Here is a 16,915-nt window from a genome sequence, read left to right as displayed (position 1 = left end):
CGTCCCGGGCAGGGAAGGCGCGATATGGACCGGACGAAGTCGTCAATTAGAGCGTAGACGTCGCACAAAGCAATTTTGTTGCATTGTTGCTCATGGGTACAATATGCGGGACATGAATCACGGATTCAGCGCAATCTGGATAGCACGAAATGCCAAGCCTCGAACTAGACAAGACAGACATCAAGATTCTCGCCGCCCTGCAGAAGAATGGCAGGCTGACCAATGTGGAGCTGGCCGAAACCGTCGCCCTATCGCCCTCGCCGTGCCTGCGACGCCTGAAGCAGCTGGAGGAAAGCGGCGTGATCCGCCAGTATGTGGCCCTGCTCGAGCCGGCCCGTATCGGGCTGGGCCTGCAGGCATTCGTCCGCGTATCGCTGGAAAAGCGCGACGGCGAGTCGATCAACGCCTTCAGCCGCGCGGTGCGCAGCTGGCCGGAAGTCATCAGCGGCTTCGCCATGACCGGCGAAGTGGACTTCCTGCTGCACGTGTATTTCGAGGACCTGGAGCACTTCTCGCGCTTCATCATGAACACGCTGATCACCCACCCGGGCGTGTCGGACGTGAAATCCAGCTTCGTGCTGAACGAGATCAAGCACACGACAGCGTTGCCGCTGTCGCATATGGGCATCCCGTCCTGAGCGCAGGCGTCACGGGGCCGGGCGCAGTCCCGGCCGGATCGCATCCAGTATCTCCGGGGCATCCGGTTTGGTGAGCGTGCCGAAAGCGGTAACGGTCTTGCCGCCCGGCGCGATCACGTACTTGTGGAAATTCCAGCGCGGCACGTCGCCGGTTGCCGCCTTCAGTTGTTTGAAGAACGGGATGGCCTTGCTGCCGGTCACCACCGAGCTTTCCACCATCGGGAACTGGACGAAATAAGTCAGCCGGCAGAAATCGCCGATTTCCTTGTTGCTGGGAAGCTCCTGGCGGAAGTCGTTGCTCGGGAAACCGATGACCAGCAGCCCGCGCGGCTTGTAGTCGCGGTACAGCTTTTCCAGCGCGTCGAACTGCGGCGCAAAGCCGCACTTGCTGGCGGTGTTTACCACCAGAATCGGCTGATCCGCGTACTGACACAGGTCGAGGCTGCTGCCGTCCAGCAGTTTGAAGCGGTGGTCGAGCAGCGGCGGGCAGGCGGCATTGGCCATGCCGGCGATCAGCAGCAGGGAGAGAGGAAGCAGGCGGGGCATCAGGAGTCCTGTCTATCGAGTCATCTTCAAACCTGATGATAGAGCGAATGGAGCGCCCTGATGCCCTTGTCCGTTGCCTATTCCTTTGCGGCCGCGTCCTCGGCAATCTGACGATGCACTTCCGCCATGTCGACCGACTTGATCTGCCCGATCAGCTGTTCGAGCTGGGGCGCGGACAGTGCGCCGGCCTGGTTGAACAGCATCACCTGTTCGCGGAACACCATCAGCGTCGGGATCGAGCGGATGCGGAAAGCATTGGCCAGGTCCTGTTCTTCCTCGGTGTTGATCTTGACGAAGCGTATGTCCGGATGGGCTTCGGATGCGGCTTCGAACACCGGGGCGAAATTGCGGCACGGGCCGCACCACGGCGCCCAGAAATCGACGACAAGCGGACGCTCATCGTCCAGCGCGGTTTTGAATGTGTCCTGATTCAGGTTTTCGACGGCCATGAGGGTCTCCTTTGCATTGGGCGGCGCGAGTGGCCGGATGCTGCGCAGATGGCGTCGCCTGCCGGCAAGGCAAGCGGCGGGCGGGATTGAATTTTTCATCCCGCCCGATAGTGTCGCACTATGCCATGCCTGTGCGCTGTGTCAGGCGGACAAGCAGGGCGGCCAGCGATGCCGCCGTGGCCAGGGCAATAACCCCCGTCCAGCCCCATTGCGCCAGCGCCAGACTGCCGAGCGCCGCGCCCGTTGCCATGCCGATGAACACCCCGGTGAACAGCAGGGCATTCAGGCGGCTGCGTGCCGCGGGCTCAATGCCGTAGACCTGGGTCTGGTGGGCGACCAGTGCCGCCTGGATGCCGAAGTCGAAGCCGGCCGCCGCGAGGGCGATCAGGGCCAGCTGGGCCGTCGCGGGCAGCAGGACAGCCAGGCCGAGCAGAGCGAACGACAGCGCTGCCAGCCCGGCGCCGAGGCGCATGACCCGTTCCGGACCCTTGCGATCGGCCAGACGACCGGCCAGCGGGGCCGCCAGCGCCCCGGCGGCACCGGCCAGGCCAAAGGCTCCGGCGGCAGCGCTGCCCAGATGGAAGGACGCATGCAGCATCACGGCCAGCGTGGACCAGAAGGCACTGAAGCCGACCGACAGCAGGCCCTGGGCCCAGGCTGCACGGCGCAGCGCCGCATGGCGACGCCACAGCACCAGCAGCGAATGCATCAGCGCGCCATAAGCCAGTTGCGTGGTGGGCCGGAAGCGGGGCAGGCCGTGCCAGGCGGCGAGGCCGGTCAGGGCGATGGCCGCGGCGGCGGTGACATACATCGTGCGCCAGCCGAAATGCTCGGCCACAAAACCGCTGACCACCCGCGACAGCAGAATGCCCAGCAGCAGGCCGGTCATCACCGTGCCGACAATCCTGCCGCGCTGGGCGGCGGGCGCCAGGATCGCGGCGGCCGGCACGATGTCCTGTGCCAGCGTCGCCGTCAGCCCGACCGCCGCGCTGCTGACCAGCAGTGGCGCGATGCCGGGGGCGAGCCCGCTCAGCAGCAGGGCCAGCGTCAGCAGCACGGCCTTGGTCACGATGATCAGGCGGCGGTCGAAACGGTCGCCAAGCGGAGCCAGCAGCAGGATGCCCAGCGCATAGCCGAGCTGGGTCAGGGTCGGCACCAGACCGGCCATCCGGTCGCTGGTCTGCAGGTCGGGGCCCAGCACGCCCAGCATCGGCTGGCTGTAGTACAGCGAGGCCACGCTCAGCCCGGCGCCGGCCGCCAGCAGCAGCACCAGTTGGCGCGAGGGAGCTGGCTGGCTGGTTTCATGCGTTAATTGGATGGTGGTCATGGCGCGGATCTTTCTGTGGAAACGAACGATGGCGCCAGTTTCTGCGCCGGAGCCCGAATCCGGTAGTCACCGCCGACGCAGATTTGTTATACGCTTGACGTATGAAAGACACCGATTTTGCCGGCCTGGACCGGATCGGACTGATGCAGACCTTCGTCCGCATCGTCGAAGCGGGCAGCCTGTCGGCCGCCGCGGCGCAACTGGAGACCAGCCAGCCAACGGTCAGCCGGCGGCTGCAGACACTGGAACGCGCACTCGGACTGAAGCTGCTGCAGCGCTCGACCCATGCCATGACCCTGACCGACGACGGCCGGCGCTGCTTCGCCCATGCCAAGACGCTGCTCGACAGCTGGCAGGCGATGAGTGCGGACCTGCGCGGGGTCAAGGACGAGGCGGAAGGTCATCTGCGCGTCATCGCGCCGCATGCGTTTGGCCAGGGCCAGCTGATTGCGCCGCTGATGGCCTATCTGGATCGCCATCCGCGGGTGACAGTGGAATGGCTGCTGCATGACCGGCGGCCGGATTTCATCGCCGAAGGCATCGACTGCGCCATTCAGGTCGGGTCGGTAGATGATCCGTCGGTGGTGGCCATCCGGCTGGCCGAAGTGCCGCGCATTGCCGTGGCCGCACCGTCGCTGCTCGCCGGGCGGCCTTTGCCTACCTCGGCGGCAGCGCTGGAGACACTGCCGTGGCTGGCGCTGCAGACCTTCTATCGTCACGAAGTGGCACTGACGTCGCTGGGTGACGGCGATGTCCACCGCTTTGCCATCCGGCCACGGTTGAGTACCGACAGCCTGTACGCGCTGCGCAATGCCATGCTGTCGGGGCTGGGGGCCGGCCTGGTGTCCGCCTGGATGGTGAAGGACGACGTGGCGGAAGGGCGCCTGCTGCATCTGGCCCCGGGCTGGCGTGCCGACCCGTTGCCGGTGTTCCTGGTTTACCCGTTCGCAAGTTACTACCCGGCCCGCCTGCGCCTGTTCCTCCAGCTGATGCGCGAGGCGATGCCGGGCATCTCGGGCATGCAGGTGCCATTGCCCTGACCGGAAAAGACGAGAGCAGGCAGGCTGCAGGCAAAAAAAAACGCCACGCGGAGAAGCGTGGCGAGAAGTCTGCAAAGGAGAAATAGAGGAGAAACTACATCGAACCGACTGCGGTTCGAAGCGAATATTAGACTTTTCTGGATTCGTAATGTTGATGCATATCAACAAAGCCTGATGGACGAAATCCGGACAAAAAAAACGCCACGGTGGGGCCGTGGCGTGAAGTCTGCAAAGGAGAAATAGAGGAGAAACTACATCGAACCAACTGCGGCTCGGTTTGTATATTAGAGAAAAGCGGAAAACTAACTTTGACGAAAATCAAATTTCCGTGCGCTTGCCGGACTCAGGCCCTGGCCTGCAGGCGGAAGCACTGGTGGATCTTGCGGTTGCGGAAGTCCTCGGGCACCGAAACCGCGCTGATATCCTCCAGCCGGTACTTGTCCGCCAGGTCGGCGTCCAGCCTGAAGCCGCGCAGATTGGTCGAAAAGTACAACGTGCCACCGGGGGCGAGCACCATCATCGCGCTGTCGATCAGCCAGCCGTGATCGCGCTGGATGTCGAGTACGTCGATCATCTTCTTCGAGTTGGAGAAGGTCGGCGGGTCCATGACGATCAGGTCGAAATGTTCGCCGTCGCGAATGGTGTCGTCCAGCCACTGGAACACGTCGGCGCGGTCGCGACGGTGCGCCGCCGGGTCGGTGAAGCCGTTCAGCTCCATGTTCAGACCGGCCCACTGCAGATAGGTGTTGGACAGATCCACCGTCACTGTCTCGCGCGCGCCCCCCGCCGCCGCGTAGACGCTGAAACTGCCGGTATAGGCGAACAGGTTCAGGAAACGCTTGCCGGCCGCTTCCTGACGGATGCGGGCGCGGGTCGGGCGATGGTCGAGAAACAGTCCGGTATCCAGATAGCTGTCGAGATTGACGCGAAATTTCAGCCCGGCCTCCTCGACGACGAAGAAGGCGCCGTCCTCGCCGGTCTTTTCGTACTGGGCCAGGCCCTTCTGCCGGCGACGGGTCTTGAAGGCGATGGTCTCGAACGCGACGCCGAGCGCCTCGCTGGCCGCCGCCTTGACGCCTTCGACCCAGACTTCGTGGGTATCTTCGTCCTGCTGCCAGCCGGTGTCGTACTCGGCGATATGCAGGCGGTCGGCGTAGCGGTCGATGGCGACGGGAAACTCGGGCAGGTCGCGATCATAGACGCGATAGCACTGGATGCCTTCCCGGCGGGCCCATTTGCCGAGGTGGCGATCGTTTTTCTTCAGCCGGTTGATGAGCGGGGTGAGGTCGCGCACGGGGAAAATCCTTGATAGGGTAAGCGACCGGCACGCTCCACAGAGGAGGGCGCCGGTTTTGACAACCGATCATTATCCGGGTTCGCCGCCATGCTTGAGCATTTTTTCCTCGGACTGGGCCTGACACTGGCCACGGTGACCCTGCATGTCGCCGGCCTGTACCTGATTCTGCGCGTGCTGCGGCCGGCGCGGAAACGGCAGCGCGTCGTGGCCGAACTGGCCCGTCTCGGGCTGGTGACCTTTGCCCTGCTGCTGGTGCATGCGCTGGAGATGCTGCTGTGGGCGGAAGCGATCCAGTGGCAGACCTCGCTGACGGATTTCAGCGACGCGCTGTACTACTCGATGTCCAGCTACACCACCGTGGGCTATGGCGATGTGGTGCCGAGCGGGCACGAACGCGTCATCGGTCCGTTCGAGGCCATCGTCGGCATCCTGATGGCCGGCCTGTCGACGGCGTTCCTGATCCGGGTCGCGGTGCCGAGCTGGCTGGCCGAATTGCCGCGCCACCATCCGTAAGCCCGCGGTCCTACAACTGTTTGCGCTCGGCCGGTGTGCGGCCGGCCCAGTCGCAGGCGAACTGCCAGGCGACGCGGCCCGAGCGCGCGCCGCGCATCTGCGCCCACAGCAGGGCGGCCTGGCGGGCTTCCTTCGTCAGTTTGAGCTTGAAATGGGAGAGCCAGACCTCGGCGGCGGCCAGGTATTCGTCCTGGTTGAACGGATAGAACGACAGCCACAGCCCGAAGCGTTCGGACAGTGACACTTTTTCCTCCACCGCCTCGCCGGGATGGATTTCGCCATCGACCGAGCGGGTATCGAGGTTGTCGCGCATCCGGTCCGGCAGCAGGTGGCGCCGGTTCGAGGTCGAGTAGACCAGCAGGTTGTCGCAGCGGCGGCTGATGCCGCCGTCCAGCGCGCTCTTCAGCGCCTTGTACGCGTCGTCGCCCTCTTCGAACGACAGGTCGTCACAGAACAGGATAAAGCGTTCGGGGCGGTCGGCCACCTGCTCGATGATGTCCGGCAGATCGGCCAGATGGGTGCGATCGACTTCGACCAGACGCAGTCCCTGCGCGGAGAAGGCCGGCAGCAGGGCCTTGACCAGCGACGACTTGCCCGAGCCGCGCGAGCCGGACAGCAGCACATTGTTGGCCGGACGTCCGGCGACAAAGGCGGCGGTGTTGCGCACCAGCTTGTCCTTCTGCGCGTCGACATTGGCGATGTCGCTCAGGCGGATGCTGTGCGGCTGGTCGACGGCCGCCAGCCAGCCGCGGCCATTGCGCACGCGCCAGCGGAAGGCATGCGCACGCCAGTCGGTGGGTTCCGGCAGTGGCGGCAGCGCGCGATCGAGGCGTTCGAGCAACTGGTCGAACCGGGAAATCAGGGCGTCGATGTGGTCGGTCATGGCGGTTGACGTTCAGGGACTAAATCATCATCAAACCGCCATGACGCCGTCTTGGCAAGTCCCCGCTGTCAGGCGAGTGCGGCCTTTGCGGCTTCCTCCGGGGTCAGGCCGTCATAGAACTGGTCGGTATACCACTCGGCCTGGTCCTCGATATGCTCCTGCGCCTCGGCCACCGTGGCCCCGGCCGCCACCAGGTGGGTTTCCACCTCGGCACACCAGGCCAGCAGCGCCAGTGTTTCGTCGTCCAGCTGTTCGTGTTCCTGTTTTCTGGCCATGGTCGTGCTCCTGAGTGGGGTCGGTCAAGAATCCTGCTCGCCGTTTGCCGCCGTCTTGCCGGCACCGATCCGGCCTTCCTGGCCGGACAGCAGGTTGAGGATATTCTGCTTGTGCTTGCGCACCAGCAACAGGGCGATGACGACAATGGCGCCAAAGTAGACGCCGGGCTGGATAAAGGCCGTGGCGACCGGCGCGGCGATGGCGGCCAGAATGGCGGCCAGCGACGAGTAGCGGGTCGTGGCGGCGATCAGCAGCCACACGGCGGCCGAACTCAGCGCAATCAGCGGATTGACGGCAACCAGTACACCGAGCGCCGTGGCCACGCCCTTGCCGCCGCGAAAGCGCAGGAACAGCGGCCACAGGTGGCCGGCGAATACCGCCAGTGCGACCATGGCGAATTCCGGTTCGGCCAGTCCATGGCGCGGGCCGAACTGCTGGGCGAGAAAGACCGCCAGCCAGCCCTTGGCCGCGTCGCCGAACAGGGTCAGCGCCGCCGCCTTCTTGTTGCCGCTGCGCAGCACGTTGGTCGCGCCCGGATTCTTCGATCCGTAGCTGCGCGGGTCGGACAGCCCCATCGTTTTGCTGACGATGACAGCGAAGGGCAAGGACCCGATCAGGTAGGCGGCAACGATGAACGCTATCGTGGACATGTCGAATTCTTTAAAATACGAAACCTTGCATTTTACGGCATTGGCGGCCATCGCCCCACTGCCGTCTTTCTTAGTGTCGGAATGGACATCATCTTTTTGCGCGAAGTGCGCGTCGATACCGTCATCGGTCTCTATGAATGGGAGCGGCATGCGCCGCAGACCATCGAGATCGACCTCGACATCGGCATCCCCAGCGAGACCCCTTGTCACAGCGACGACATCGGCGACACCATCCACTATGGAGTGGTGGTCGAGCGACTGCGCGCGATTCTGGCCGAACGGCACTTCCTGCTGATCGAGGCCCTGGCCGAGCATATCGCTCACGTTATCCGCGACGAGTTTGGTGCGCCGTGGGTACGGGTCAGCGTGACCAAGCTCGGTATCCTGGCCGGCGTCAAGCGGGTCGGGGTGCAGATCGAGCGCGGTAACCGGAGCTAGGACAGGGCGCCGCCGTCAAAGCCGCCGGAGGCCCGGCGGCTTTCGTGCGCCTGCCATTTGCGGCAGCTCAGAAATCCAGCCGCCACAGCAGCATGCGCTGCTTTGGCCGTATCGACAGGCGGGCGTTCTTGCCGATTTTCAGCGTCGGTTTCAGCGCGGTGTAGCCGTTGCCGAGCTTTTCCGCTTCCAGCGAGATCGTCGAGGTCAGATTCAGTGTGCCCAGTGGCTGGCCGGAGGCCGAGGGCGATACGCCGATCAGCCTGCTGCACAGGGTCGCGCCCGGCATGCAGCCATTGGAGAGGGTATTGGCGGGAGAGCCGGCTGGCGGCATTGCGTCGATGCGCGCCAGTGCCTGTGGCGACCAGGGGTCGCCCAGCCCGAATGCATTTGATAATTCCGCCGCGTCGGCCGCGGTGGTGCCCAGCGTCGCGACGGCGCCGAGGCTTGCCCAGAATGCCCGCTGCATGTTTGTCTCCTCGTGCAGAAGGCATCGCCCTCCCTGATGCGCGGGCGATGTCGTAACGGGAGGGCCTGCCCGTTTTTCATACGGGCTTGGGCCAGTCCACATCTGCACGATAGAAGGTGGCAGCGAAAAAACGGGTCCGTCTGTCGGATTACCTGTTGCGCATGAAGTCGGCCAGATCCCACAGCGCGTCATACAGCCGTCGGGTCACTTCCGGTGAGGCTTCCAGCCCGTTCAGCGCCTCGTGCATGCACAGCATCCACGCATCGCGCATGGCCTCGTCGACCGCGAACGGCAGGTGCCGCGCCCGCAGCCGCGGATGGCCGAAGGCCTCGACGAACAGGTTGGGGCCGCCCAGCCAGCCGGACAGGAACATGTACAGCTTGCGGCGCGAATCTTCCAGATCCGGCGGGTGGATGTCGCGCAGCGACTTCACCCGCGGATCGGCGTCCATGAAATTGTAGAAGCGGTCGACCAGGTGCAGCACGCCGGCTTCGCCGCCGAGCAGCTGGTACGGGGTGGCGGTCGCGTCGCTCATTGCCCGGCCTCGCGCGGCTTGACCTTGCCGGCCGCCTCGCGGGCACGGCTGCGGGCGGTGTCGATATCGTCGGCCGATGCGACTGCCACGCCCATGCGGCGACGGACGAAGCTCTCCGGCTTGCCGAACAGGCGCAGGTCGGCGCCTGGGACGGCCAGGGCGTCGGCCACGCCGTCGAACACGATGCCGACCGCGTCGACGCCGCCGTAGATGACGGCGCTGGCCGCCGCCGGCACGCGCATGCCGGTGTCGACCGGCAGGCCGAGAATGGCGCGGGCGTGCAGCTCGAATTCGGACAGCATCTGGCTGGCTAGGGTCACCAGACCGGTGTCGTGCGGGCGCGGGCTGACTTCCGAGAACCAGACCTCGTCACCCTTGACGAACAGCTCGACGCCGAACAGGCCACGTCCGCCCAGTGCGTCGACCACGCGTCCGGCTACGTCGCGGGCGCGTTCGAGCGCCAGCGGCGACATCGGCTGCGGCTGCCAGCTCTCGATATAGTCGCCGTTCTGCTGCAGGTGGCCGACCGGTGCGCAAAAGTGGATTTCCGGCTGGCCGTCGCGGCCGCGCGCGCGCACGGTCAGCAGGGTGATTTCGTAGTCGAAGTCGATAAAGCCTTCGACGATGACCCGGCCGCTGTCGACCCGGCCGCCACTGGCGGCGTAGTCCCAGGCGGTACGGACATCGTCCGCGCTGCGCAGCACCGACTGGCCCTTGCCGCTGGAGCTCATGACCGGCTTGACCACGCACGGGTAGCCGATGCCGGCGTCGATGGCGGCCTGCAGTTCGTCCAGGCTGGAGGCGAAGGCAAACGGCGAGGTCGGCAGGCCGAGGGTCTCGGCCGCCAGCCGGCGGATGCCTTCGCGGTTCATGGTCAGATGGGCGGCACGGGCAGTCGGGATGACTTCGGTCAGCGCTTCGCGTTCGATGTCCAGCAGGGTGGCCGTGGCGATGGCTTCGATTTCCGGTACCACCAGTGCCGGCCGTTCCTGCTCGATCAGTGCCCGCAACGCCGCGCCGTCGGTCATGGCGATGACGTGGCTGCGGTGGGCAACCTGCATGGCCGGCGCATGTGGATAGCGATCGACGGCGATGACTTCACAGCCGAGGCGTTGCAGGGCGATGGCGACCTCCTTGCCGAGTTCGCCGCTGCCAAGCAGCATCACGCGGGTGGCGGAGGGGGAGAGAGGGGTTCCGATTGGCATGGCGATGTCCGTACAAAACGCTGAAAACGGCGCAAATGCTAGCATGGGTCAGCCGATATGACTGAATTGTTGCACAGACGACAAAATCATGATCTAGCGCAAGAAAACGTCATTGGACAGATGTTATTTGCATGGTTCTCATTAGAATGCCGGCTTTTCCACCCCGCACGTACTCCTATAAATATGAATGCGCCGCTGTCCTTGATCGCTCAGCGTGAGTATGTGCTGACCGATGATGATCTGATCATCACCAAGACCGACCCCAAGGGGGTCATTACCTATGCCAACCGGGACTTCATGCGTATTTGCGGTTACCGGGAGGATGCCTTGCTCGGCCATCCGCACAGCATCATCCGTCACCCGGACATGCCGCGCGGTGCTTTCCGCCTGCTGTGGAAGACCCTGCAGCGGGGCGAAGAATTCTTTGGCGTGGTCAAGAACCGCATCGCCGACAACGGCTTTTACTGGGTGCTGGCCAACATCACCCCGGACTTTGACCGCCACGGTGCGCTCAAAGGCTACTACTCGGTGCGTCGCCGCCCGGCACGCGCCGCCCTCGATGCCCTGATTCCCGTCTATGAGCAGATGAGCGCCATCGAGCGCAATAGCGGAAAGAAAGATGCCCCCGACCTGTCGCTGGCCTGGCTGGAACGGCATATCGCCGAGCTCGGCTTCGCCAGCTACGAACAACTGGTGCTTTCATTGAACCAGGAAGTATTCAGCCGGAGACAACACGCATGAGCGCATCCCAGCCACGTCGGCGCCCGCCGTTCCTGTCCACCCAGTTCAAGCTGGTGCTGGTCTGCTACAACCTGCTGGTGCTGGCGACGGTCGTGTGCTTCGGACTTGGCATCGGCCTGCCGGTGTGGGGCAGCCCGGTGCTGGCGCTGCTGCTGACGGCCTATGTGGTCGTGCAGTCCGGACGCCCGTTCCGCGTGCTGTATCTGCTGCGCGAGCATATCGAGCATGCCCGGCGCGGCGAGCTGCACCATCGCACCACCCGGGTCCGCAACCTGGGTGAGGTCGGTCAGGTGGCCTGGGAACTGAACGAGTTCATGGACCTGGTCGAGAGCTATTTCAAGGAAATCAGCAACTGCTTCTCGCGCATCCGCGGCGGCGACTACGGCCGTCGTCCGCTGTCGGCCGGCCTGCCCGGCGTGTTCGCCGATTCGCTCGATGACATCGATCACGCCATCGATGCGATGGCGCAGAACAGTGCCTACCTGAAGCAGAACCAGCTGGCCGCACAACTGCATACGCTGAACACGGCCAATCTGCGCGAAGACCTGGGCGCCAGCCAGAGCGACCTGCGCACCATCAGTGACGAGATGCAGCAGATCGCCAGCATTGCCGGCGAGAACGCCGAGCAGGCGCGGGCCAGCGAGAGCGCGGCCGGCCAGATCGGCCAGCAGCTCGATACCATCGCCGCCAGCGTCGAGGCGGTGAATGCCGCCGGTTCTGCGCTGGAAAAGGAATGGACACTGATCGAGTCCGCCCTGCAGGCCATTTCCGGCCTGGCCGAACAGACCAACCTGCTGGCGCTGAATGCGGCTATCGAGGCTGCCCGGGCCGGCGAGGCCGGGCGCGGTTTTGCCGTGGTGGCGGATGAGGTCAAGACACTGTCCAACCGCAGCAAGGCGTCGGCGGTGCAGGTGCAGGCGACGCTGAGCCAGTTGAGCAGTCGGGTCGAGGACATGCTGGCGCGCTCGCAGGCGGCCAATACCGTGGCCGGCGAAGTGCGCGAGTCAGTGGATGGCTTCCGGGCGGTGTTCGTGCGCCTGGCGCAGACCTCGTCGGCGGTGATCGCCCACGTCGAGCATGTGAAGGACCAGTCGGCCTGCTCGCTGATCAAGACCGACAATGTGCTGTACAAGCAGCTTGGCTATCACGCGCTGGGCGGCAGTGCCAATGGCGACCATGCGGCGCGGACCGAGTTGCGGCAGCGGGTCGAGGACTGGGCACAGCAGCAGGGGCAGCAGCGTTTTGGCGATCTCGGTGCCTGGAAGGGCGTGTCGGCGCAGCTGGCACAGACCTACCAGCGACTCGAGGCGGCCATTGCCCTGGTGGAAGCCGGCGAAACCGGTGCCGACGCACTGCTGGCGGCAGCCAGCGAGGCCGAACGCGCCAGTCGCGCATCGTTCGGTCTGCTGGACAAGCTGGTCAGCGAACGTCATGCCGGGATACTGGGTGGCGGCGAGCCGGTCGCGGCCGGCCGGCACGCCGCGCGCGTCAGCGGTTGACCGACGCGCCGACTTCGACGTTGCCGTAGGCCGTGGTCTGCGAGCCGCCGCTGGCACAGGCGGCAAGCAGGGCGACCATGGCGGCAAGCGCCAGGTGGCGGAACAGGGAATGCGGGGACATGGGCTTTCCTTTCGGTGGGGTCAGGCGTCGCGAAGTCCGGCCGGCAACGAGAAAATCGTGTTTTCCTCGACGCCGGACAACTCGTCCACCCCGTCGACACCATAGCCGAGAATGGTGGTCACGACCGACTGCACCAGCACTTCCGGTGCCGAGGCGCCTGCGGTCAGCCCGACCCGGCGCTTGCCGTCGAACCATTCGCGCTTCAGCTCGCCGGCATTGTCGACCATGTACGATTCGATGCCACGACCGGCGGCGACTTCCCGCAGACGGTTCGAGTTCGAGCTGGTCGGCGAACCGACCACGATCACCAGGTCGCACTCGTCAGCCAGCTGCTTGACCGCATCCTGCCGGTTCTGCGTCGCGTAGCAGATATCGTCCTTCTTCGGCCCGTGGATGGCCGGGAAGCGGGCGCGCAGGGCGGCAATGATGTCGCGTGTCTCGTCGACCGACAGCGTGGTCTGGCTGACATAGGCCAGCTGTTCCGGATCGCGGACTTCCAGCCGGGCAACGTCATCCACCGTTTCGACCAGATACATATTGTCGCTGGCCGCCTGGCCCATCGTGCCTTCGACTTCCGGGTGCCCCTTGTGGCCGATCATGACGATCTCGTGGCCGAGCTCGTTCATCTTGCGCACTTCGACATGGACCTTGGTCACCAGCGGACAGGTTGCGTCGTAGACGTTGAGGCCGCGCCGGGCGGCCTCCTCGCGCACCGACAGCGGCACGCCATGCGCCGAGTAGATCAGCGTGTGGCCTGCCGGCACATCGGCCAGATCCTCGATGAAGATCGCCCCCTTCGCCTTCAGACCCTCGACGACGAAGGTGTTGTGCACCACTTCGTGGCGGACATAGATCGGCGCGCCGTACTTTTCCAGCGCGCGCTCGACGATGGCGATCGCACGATCGACCCCGGCGCAGAAGCCGCGCGGGTTGGCCAGCACAATATGTCTCATCCGTTGCGCTCCTTGCGGAAACCGTCGATCACCATCAGCACCGCGCCGACGCAGATCGCACTGTCGGCGATATTGAATGCCGGCCAGTAGAAGGTGCGCCAGTAGACCTGGATGAAGTCGATCACATGACCATGGATGACGCGGTCGACCAGGTTGCCGAGCGCGCCGCCGATAATCAGCGCCGCCGCCAGGTTCATCAGCGTGCTTTGCCGGGCGCGGCAGATCTGCCAGCCAAGCCAGCCGGCCACCGCCAGCGCCAGCACGGTGAAGAAATGGCGCTGCCAGCCGCCGGCATCGGCGAGGAAGTTGAACGCCGCTCCCGGGTTGTAGACCAGGACGAAGTTGAACAGCCCGTCAATGACCGGACGCACCTCTCCGTACTGGTAGCTGCCGTTGAAATACAGCTTGGTCAGCTGATCGAGCACGATCACCACCAGCGCCAGGCCGAACCATCCCGCGGCCTTACGCATGGGCGCGGGTCTCGCCGTGGCCGAACACATTGTCCACGCAGCGCGCGCACAGGGTCGGGTGTTCGGCATGCTCGCCGACGCTCGGCAGGTAATGCCAGCAGCGCTCGCATTTGCGATAGGCGGACGACGCAACCGTGATCGCGGTCGTTTCGCCCTGGCTCAGGCCGACGCGGGACACGATCAGCACGAACTTCAGTTCGTCGCCGAGCGCGGCCAGTGCCGGGTACAGCTCGGCATCAGCCACGATATCGACTTCGGCCTGCAGCGAGGCGCCGATTTCGCCGGCTTCGCGACGGGCTTCGATTTCCTTGTTGACCGCCGCGCGCAGCGGACGGACGGCATCCCAGCGGGCGGCCAGCGCTTCGGCGTCGTCGACGGCCGGTACCTCGTGCCACAGGTGGAACAGCGGACTGTCGTCGCTGTCGCCGTTCAGCACATGCCAGGCTTCGTCCGCGGTAAAGCACAGCACCGGCGACAGCAGGCCGAGCAGGCTGCGGGTGACGTGCCACAGTGCGGTCTGCGCCGAGCGGCGGGCAGCGGAGCCGGCCGGAGTGGTGTACAGCCGGTCCTTGAGGATATCGAGCCAGAACGCGCCAAGCTCGTCCGAGCAATAGCCGACGATGCGCTGCATCGCATTGTGGAACGCATAGCGCGGGTAGTGCTGACCGGTGATCTCGTCATGCAGGCGGCCGGCAAGCACCAGTGCGTAGCGGTCGATCTCGACCAGTTCCGCCACCGGCAGTGCGTCGCGGGCCGGGTCGAAGTCCGACAGGTTGGCCAGCAGGAAGCGCAGCGTGTTGCGCAGGCGGCGATAGCTGTCGGTGGTGCCCTTGAGGATCTTGTCCGAGATTGCCAGTTCGCCCGAGTAGTCGGTCGATGCGACCCACAGGCGCAGGATGTCAGCGCCAAGGCTGTCGTTGATCTGTTGCGGGGCGACCACATTGCCCTTGGACTTCGACATCTTGCGGCCTTCGCCGTCGACGACGAAACCGTGAGTCAGCAACTGGTCGTACGGCGCGCGGCCTTCGGTCGCGCAGCCGGTCAGCAGCGAGCTCTGGAACCAGCCGCGATGCTGGTCGGAGCCTTCCAGGTACAGATTGGCCGGCCAGGCCAGTTCCGGGCGCTGGCGCAGTACGGCATAGTGGGTCGAACCGGAGTCGAACCAGACGTCGAGGGTGTCGGTCAGCTTGCGGTAGTCGGCGGCCTCGGCACCAAGCAGTTCGGCAGCGTCCAGGCTGAACCAGGCTTCGATGCCGCGTTCCTCGATGCGCCTGGCGACGGCTTCCAGCAATTCGCCCGAGCGCGGGTGCAGCTCGCCGGTTTCCTTGTGCACGAAGAAGGTCATCGGCACGCCCCAGTTGCGCTGGCGCGACACGCACCAGTCAGGGCGGTTGCGGATCATCGATTCGAGGCGGGCACGGCCCCAGGCCGGGAAGAACTCGGTGGCTTCGACCGCTTCGTTGGCGTGGTCGCGCAGGGTGCGGCCGTCGCGACCGTGCTTTTCCATGCCGATGAACCACTGGGCGGTCGAGCGGAAGATGATCGGCGTCTTGTGGCGCCAGCAGTGCGGATAGCTGTGATTCAGGGTTTCGCTGGCCAGCAGCGCGCCGCGTTCGGTCAGCAGGGCAACGATCTTCGGGTTGGCTTCCCAGACCGTGTCACCGGCAAACACCGGCGCGCTCTTCTTGTAGCGGCCGTCATCGCCGACCGGATTGTCGATCGGCAGCGAGTACAGGCGGCCGACCTGGAAGTCTTCCACGCCATGGGCCGGCGCAGTGTGGACCAGGCCGGTGCCGGCGTCGGTGGTCACGTGCTCGCCGAGGATCATCGGCACGCTGCGGTCGAGGAACGGATGGGCGAGCTGCAGGTGTTCGAGCCTGGCGCCGACGGTCTCGCCGAGCAGGCGCGCGTCTTCGCAGCCGTAGCGCTTCAGCGCGGCGGCGGCCAGTTCGCGTACCAGAATCAGCTTGCCCCGGGCGGTATCGAACAGCTGGTAGGTCAGTTCCGCATGGGCGGACACCGCCTGGTTGGCCGGCAGCGTCCACGGCGTGGTGGTCCAGATCACGGCGCTGGCATCATCGACCGGCGCGGCGAGGCCGAAGGCCGTTGCCAGCTTCTGGCCGTCCAGCACGCGGAAGGCCACGTCGATGGCCGGCGAATCCTTGTCTTCGTATTCGACTTCGGCTTCGGCCAGCGCCGAGCCGCATTCGATGCACCAGTGCACCGGCTTCTCGCCCTTGAACAGGAAGTCGTTCTGGTGGATGCGGCCCAGGGTGCGGACGATGTCGGCTTCGGTCTTGAAGTTCATCGTCAGGTACGGATTGTCCCAGTCGCCGAGCACGCCGAGGCGGATGAAGTCCTGTTTCTGCCGTTCGATCTGCAGACCGGCGTACTCGCGGCACAGCTCGCGGGTAAAGGCGGCCGGCAGGCGGACGTCCTTCGGTTCCAGACCGTGCTGCTTGCGGTATTCGACGATGCGCGCATGGATGGTCGGCGCAGCCGCAATGGCCTTCTTGTCGCCCTTGGTCAGCTTCTCGATCTGGTGTTCGATCGGCAGGCCGTGGCAGTCCCAGCCCGGCACGTACGGGGCATCGAAACCGGACTGGGTTTTCGAGCGGACAATGATGTCCTTGAGGATCTTGTTGACCGCGTGACCGATGTGAATGTCGCCGTTTGCATACGGCGGGCCGTCATGAAGAATGAACTTCGGCCGGCCGGCCGCAATCTGGCGCAGCTTCTGGTAGCGCTGCTGGGCCTGCCATTGCTTGAGCCAGCCGGGTTCGCGCCTGGCGAGATCGCCACGCATCGGGAACGGCGTGTCGAGCAGATTGACGGTTTTTTTCACATCGAGGCTCATGGGACTTTCCG

The 16,915-nt window shown here is 65.1% G+C and carries 20 protein-coding genes; 6 read left to right on the top strand and 14 right to left on the bottom strand.

What is annotated here, in order from left to right; genetic code table 11:
* Window positions 1-149: 149 nt before the first annotated feature.
* Window positions 150-638, top strand: a complete 489-nt coding sequence (locus tag ACYVG8_RS01805) for an Lrp/AsnC family transcriptional regulator (RefSeq protein WP_028497552.1) — start codon at window positions 150-152, stop codon at window positions 636-638.
* A 9-nt stretch (window positions 639-647) separates the two neighbouring features.
* Here ACYVG8_RS01805 and ACYVG8_RS01800 read toward each other — a convergent pair whose 3' ends face one another.
* From ACYVG8_RS01800 to ACYVG8_RS01790, 3 genes are all read right to left on the bottom strand, one after another.
* Window positions 648-1,184: a glutathione peroxidase gene (locus tag ACYVG8_RS01800; protein WP_028497553.1), complete on the bottom strand. Its 537-nt coding sequence runs from the start codon at window positions 1,182-1,184 to the stop codon at window positions 648-650.
* A gap of 77 nt (window positions 1,185-1,261) precedes the next feature.
* Window positions 1,262-1,633 (bottom strand): thioredoxin, encoded by a 372-nt coding sequence (gene trxA / locus ACYVG8_RS01795; protein ID WP_028497554.1) that lies wholly within the window; start codon window positions 1,631-1,633, stop codon window positions 1,262-1,264.
* Between the two features lie 118 nt (window positions 1,634-1,751).
* A complete protein-coding gene (locus ACYVG8_RS01790; RefSeq protein ID WP_460744940.1) occupies window positions 1,752-2,960 on the bottom strand; it encodes an MFS transporter in 1,209 nt (402 codons plus the stop codon).
* A gap of 101 nt (window positions 2,961-3,061) precedes the next feature.
* Between ACYVG8_RS01790 and ACYVG8_RS01785 the strand changes: the two genes are divergently transcribed.
* Complete coding sequence (locus tag ACYVG8_RS01785; RefSeq protein ID WP_028497556.1) at window positions 3,062-4,000, top strand: LysR family transcriptional regulator; 939 nt, start codon at window positions 3,062-3,064, stop codon at window positions 3,998-4,000.
* 343 nt (window positions 4,001-4,343) lie between these two features.
* On the opposite strand, the gene ACYVG8_RS01780 is transcribed toward ACYVG8_RS01785, so the two are convergent.
* Window positions 4,344-5,294 carry a class I SAM-dependent methyltransferase gene (locus ACYVG8_RS01780; protein ID WP_028497557.1) on the bottom strand — a complete coding sequence of 317 codons (951 nt, stop codon included), beginning with the start codon at window positions 5,292-5,294 and terminating at the stop codon, window positions 4,344-4,346.
* A 90-nt stretch (window positions 5,295-5,384) separates the two neighbouring features.
* On the opposite strand from ACYVG8_RS01780, the gene ACYVG8_RS01775 reads away from it, so the two are divergent.
* Entirely contained in the window at window positions 5,385-5,810 is a 426-nt protein-coding gene (locus tag ACYVG8_RS01775) for a potassium channel family protein (RefSeq protein ID WP_051528574.1), read from the top strand.
* Window positions 5,811-5,820: 10 nt separating this feature from the next.
* Here ACYVG8_RS01775 and ACYVG8_RS01770 read toward each other — a convergent pair whose 3' ends face one another.
* The 3 genes from ACYVG8_RS01770 to plsY form a co-directional block, all read right to left on the bottom strand.
* Window positions 5,821-6,693 (bottom strand): ATP-binding protein, encoded by an 873-nt coding sequence (locus ACYVG8_RS01770; protein ID WP_107889335.1) that lies wholly within the window; start codon window positions 6,691-6,693, stop codon window positions 5,821-5,823.
* A 68-nt stretch (window positions 6,694-6,761) separates the two neighbouring features.
* Window positions 6,762-6,968, bottom strand: coding sequence for a hypothetical protein (locus tag ACYVG8_RS01765; RefSeq protein WP_028497559.1), 207 nt, complete (start codon window positions 6,966-6,968; stop codon window positions 6,762-6,764).
* Between the two features lie 24 nt (window positions 6,969-6,992).
* Window positions 6,993-7,619, bottom strand: a complete 627-nt coding sequence (gene plsY, locus ACYVG8_RS01760) for a glycerol-3-phosphate 1-O-acyltransferase PlsY (protein ID WP_028497560.1) — start codon at window positions 7,617-7,619, stop codon at window positions 6,993-6,995.
* A gap of 81 nt (window positions 7,620-7,700) precedes the next feature.
* On the opposite strand from plsY, the gene folB reads away from it, so the two are divergent.
* On the top strand, window positions 7,701-8,057 hold the full coding sequence (gene folB, locus ACYVG8_RS01755; protein WP_028497561.1) for a dihydroneopterin aldolase: 357 nt from the start codon (window positions 7,701-7,703) through the stop codon (window positions 8,055-8,057).
* Between the two features lie 67 nt (window positions 8,058-8,124).
* On the opposite strand, the gene ACYVG8_RS01750 is transcribed toward folB, so the two are convergent.
* The 3 genes from ACYVG8_RS01750 to purT form a co-directional block, all read right to left on the bottom strand.
* Window positions 8,125-8,523: a hypothetical protein gene (locus ACYVG8_RS01750; protein ID WP_028497562.1), complete on the bottom strand. Its 399-nt coding sequence runs from the start codon at window positions 8,521-8,523 to the stop codon at window positions 8,125-8,127.
* 148 nt (window positions 8,524-8,671) lie between these two features.
* The gene (locus tag ACYVG8_RS01745) at window positions 8,672-9,058 is read right to left on the bottom strand and encodes a group II truncated hemoglobin (RefSeq protein WP_028497563.1); all 387 of its coding nucleotides are present in this window, start codon (window positions 9,056-9,058) and stop codon (window positions 8,672-8,674) included.
* Window positions 9,055-10,263, bottom strand: coding sequence for a formate-dependent phosphoribosylglycinamide formyltransferase (purT, locus tag ACYVG8_RS01740; protein ID WP_028497564.1), 1,209 nt, complete (start codon window positions 10,261-10,263; stop codon window positions 9,055-9,057). The genes ACYVG8_RS01745 and purT overlap by 4 nt, the downstream gene beginning before the upstream one ends.
* A 201-nt stretch (window positions 10,264-10,464) precedes the next feature.
* Here purT and ACYVG8_RS01735 point away from each other — a divergent pair, with 201 nt between their 5' ends.
* Together ACYVG8_RS01735 and ACYVG8_RS01730 are read left to right on the top strand one after the other, a co-directional pair.
* Window positions 10,465-11,004 (top strand): PAS domain-containing protein, encoded by a 540-nt coding sequence (locus ACYVG8_RS01735; RefSeq protein ID WP_460744939.1) that lies wholly within the window; start codon window positions 10,465-10,467, stop codon window positions 11,002-11,004.
* Window positions 11,001-12,503: a methyl-accepting chemotaxis protein gene (locus ACYVG8_RS01730; RefSeq protein ID WP_051528575.1), complete on the top strand. Its 1,503-nt coding sequence runs from the start codon at window positions 11,001-11,003 to the stop codon at window positions 12,501-12,503. The genes ACYVG8_RS01735 and ACYVG8_RS01730 overlap by 4 nt, the downstream gene beginning before the upstream one ends.
* Here the strand turns inward: ACYVG8_RS01730 and ACYVG8_RS01725 are convergent.
* The 4 genes from ACYVG8_RS01725 to ileS are packed head-to-tail and all read right to left on the bottom strand — an operon-like array spanning window position 12,493 to window position 16,904.
* Window positions 12,493-12,624 (bottom strand): hypothetical protein, encoded by a 132-nt coding sequence (locus ACYVG8_RS01725; RefSeq protein WP_255420186.1) that lies wholly within the window; start codon window positions 12,622-12,624, stop codon window positions 12,493-12,495. The genes ACYVG8_RS01730 and ACYVG8_RS01725 overlap by 11 nt on opposite strands.
* A gap of 20 nt (window positions 12,625-12,644) precedes the next feature.
* Window positions 12,645-13,577, bottom strand: a complete 933-nt coding sequence (ispH, locus tag ACYVG8_RS01720; protein ID WP_028497566.1) for a 4-hydroxy-3-methylbut-2-enyl diphosphate reductase — start codon at window positions 13,575-13,577, stop codon at window positions 12,645-12,647.
* Window positions 13,574-14,047, bottom strand: a complete 474-nt coding sequence (gene lspA, locus ACYVG8_RS01715) for a signal peptidase II (protein ID WP_199489750.1) — start codon at window positions 14,045-14,047, stop codon at window positions 13,574-13,576. The genes ispH and lspA overlap by 4 nt, the downstream gene beginning before the upstream one ends.
* Window positions 14,040-16,904 carry an isoleucine--tRNA ligase gene (gene ileS, locus ACYVG8_RS01710; protein WP_460744938.1) on the bottom strand — a complete coding sequence of 955 codons (2,865 nt, stop codon included), beginning with the start codon at window positions 16,902-16,904 and terminating at the stop codon, window positions 14,040-14,042. Before ileS ends, lspA begins: the two co-directional genes overlap by 8 nt.
* Window positions 16,905-16,915 lie beyond the last annotated feature (11 nt).

The sequence above is a fragment of the Microvirgula curvata genome, assembly GCF_054781615.1.
This window is presented reverse-complemented; position numbering and strand designations above follow the sequence as displayed.

What these genes read in the sequence shown, in the direction of transcription:
- ACYVG8_RS01775 (WP_051528574.1), top strand. Translation starts at nt 5,385, where the DNA reads ATGCTTGAGCATTTTTTCCTCGGACTGGGCCTGACACTGGCCACGGTG.
- ACYVG8_RS01725 (WP_255420186.1), bottom strand. Translation starts at nt 12,624, where the DNA reads ATGTCCCCGCATTCCCTGTTCCGCCACCTGGCGCTTGCCGCCATGGTC.
- ACYVG8_RS01750 (WP_028497562.1), bottom strand. Translation starts at nt 8,523, where the DNA reads ATGCAGCGGGCATTCTGGGCAAGCCTCGGCGCCGTCGCGACGCTGGGC.
- lspA (WP_199489750.1), bottom strand. Translation starts at nt 14,047, where the DNA reads ATGCGTAAGGCCGCGGGATGGTTCGGCCTGGCGCTGGTGGTGATCGTG.
- ACYVG8_RS01785 (WP_028497556.1), top strand. Translation starts at nt 3,062, where the DNA reads ATGAAAGACACCGATTTTGCCGGCCTGGACCGGATCGGACTGATGCAG.
- trxA (WP_028497554.1), bottom strand. Translation starts at nt 1,633, where the DNA reads ATGGCCGTCGAAAACCTGAATCAGGACACATTCAAAACCGCGCTGGAC.
- ACYVG8_RS01765 (WP_028497559.1), bottom strand. Translation starts at nt 6,968, where the DNA reads ATGGCCAGAAAACAGGAACACGAACAGCTGGACGACGAAACACTGGCG.
- ACYVG8_RS01730 (WP_051528575.1), top strand. Translation starts at nt 11,001, where the DNA reads ATGAGCGCATCCCAGCCACGTCGGCGCCCGCCGTTCCTGTCCACCCAG.
- ACYVG8_RS01770 (WP_107889335.1), bottom strand. Translation starts at nt 6,693, where the DNA reads ATGACCGACCACATCGACGCCCTGATTTCCCGGTTCGACCAGTTGCTC.
- purT (WP_028497564.1), bottom strand. Translation starts at nt 10,263, where the DNA reads ATGCCAATCGGAACCCCTCTCTCCCCCTCCGCCACCCGCGTGATGCTG.
- plsY (WP_028497560.1), bottom strand. Translation starts at nt 7,619, where the DNA reads ATGTCCACGATAGCGTTCATCGTTGCCGCCTACCTGATCGGGTCCTTG.
- ACYVG8_RS01790 (WP_460744940.1), bottom strand. Translation starts at nt 2,960, where the DNA reads ATGACCACCATCCAATTAACGCATGAAACCAGCCAGCCAGCTCCCTCG.
- ACYVG8_RS01800 (WP_028497553.1), bottom strand. Translation starts at nt 1,184, where the DNA reads ATGCCCCGCCTGCTTCCTCTCTCCCTGCTGCTGATCGCCGGCATGGCC.
- ileS (WP_460744938.1), bottom strand. Translation starts at nt 16,904, where the DNA reads ATGAGCCTCGATGTGAAAAAAACCGTCAATCTGCTCGACACGCCGTTC.
- ACYVG8_RS01805 (WP_028497552.1), top strand. Translation starts at nt 150, where the DNA reads ATGCCAAGCCTCGAACTAGACAAGACAGACATCAAGATTCTCGCCGCC.
- ispH (WP_028497566.1), bottom strand. Translation starts at nt 13,577, where the DNA reads ATGAGACATATTGTGCTGGCCAACCCGCGCGGCTTCTGCGCCGGGGTC.
- folB (WP_028497561.1), top strand. Translation starts at nt 7,701, where the DNA reads ATGGACATCATCTTTTTGCGCGAAGTGCGCGTCGATACCGTCATCGGT.
- ACYVG8_RS01745 (WP_028497563.1), bottom strand. Translation starts at nt 9,058, where the DNA reads ATGAGCGACGCGACCGCCACCCCGTACCAGCTGCTCGGCGGCGAAGCC.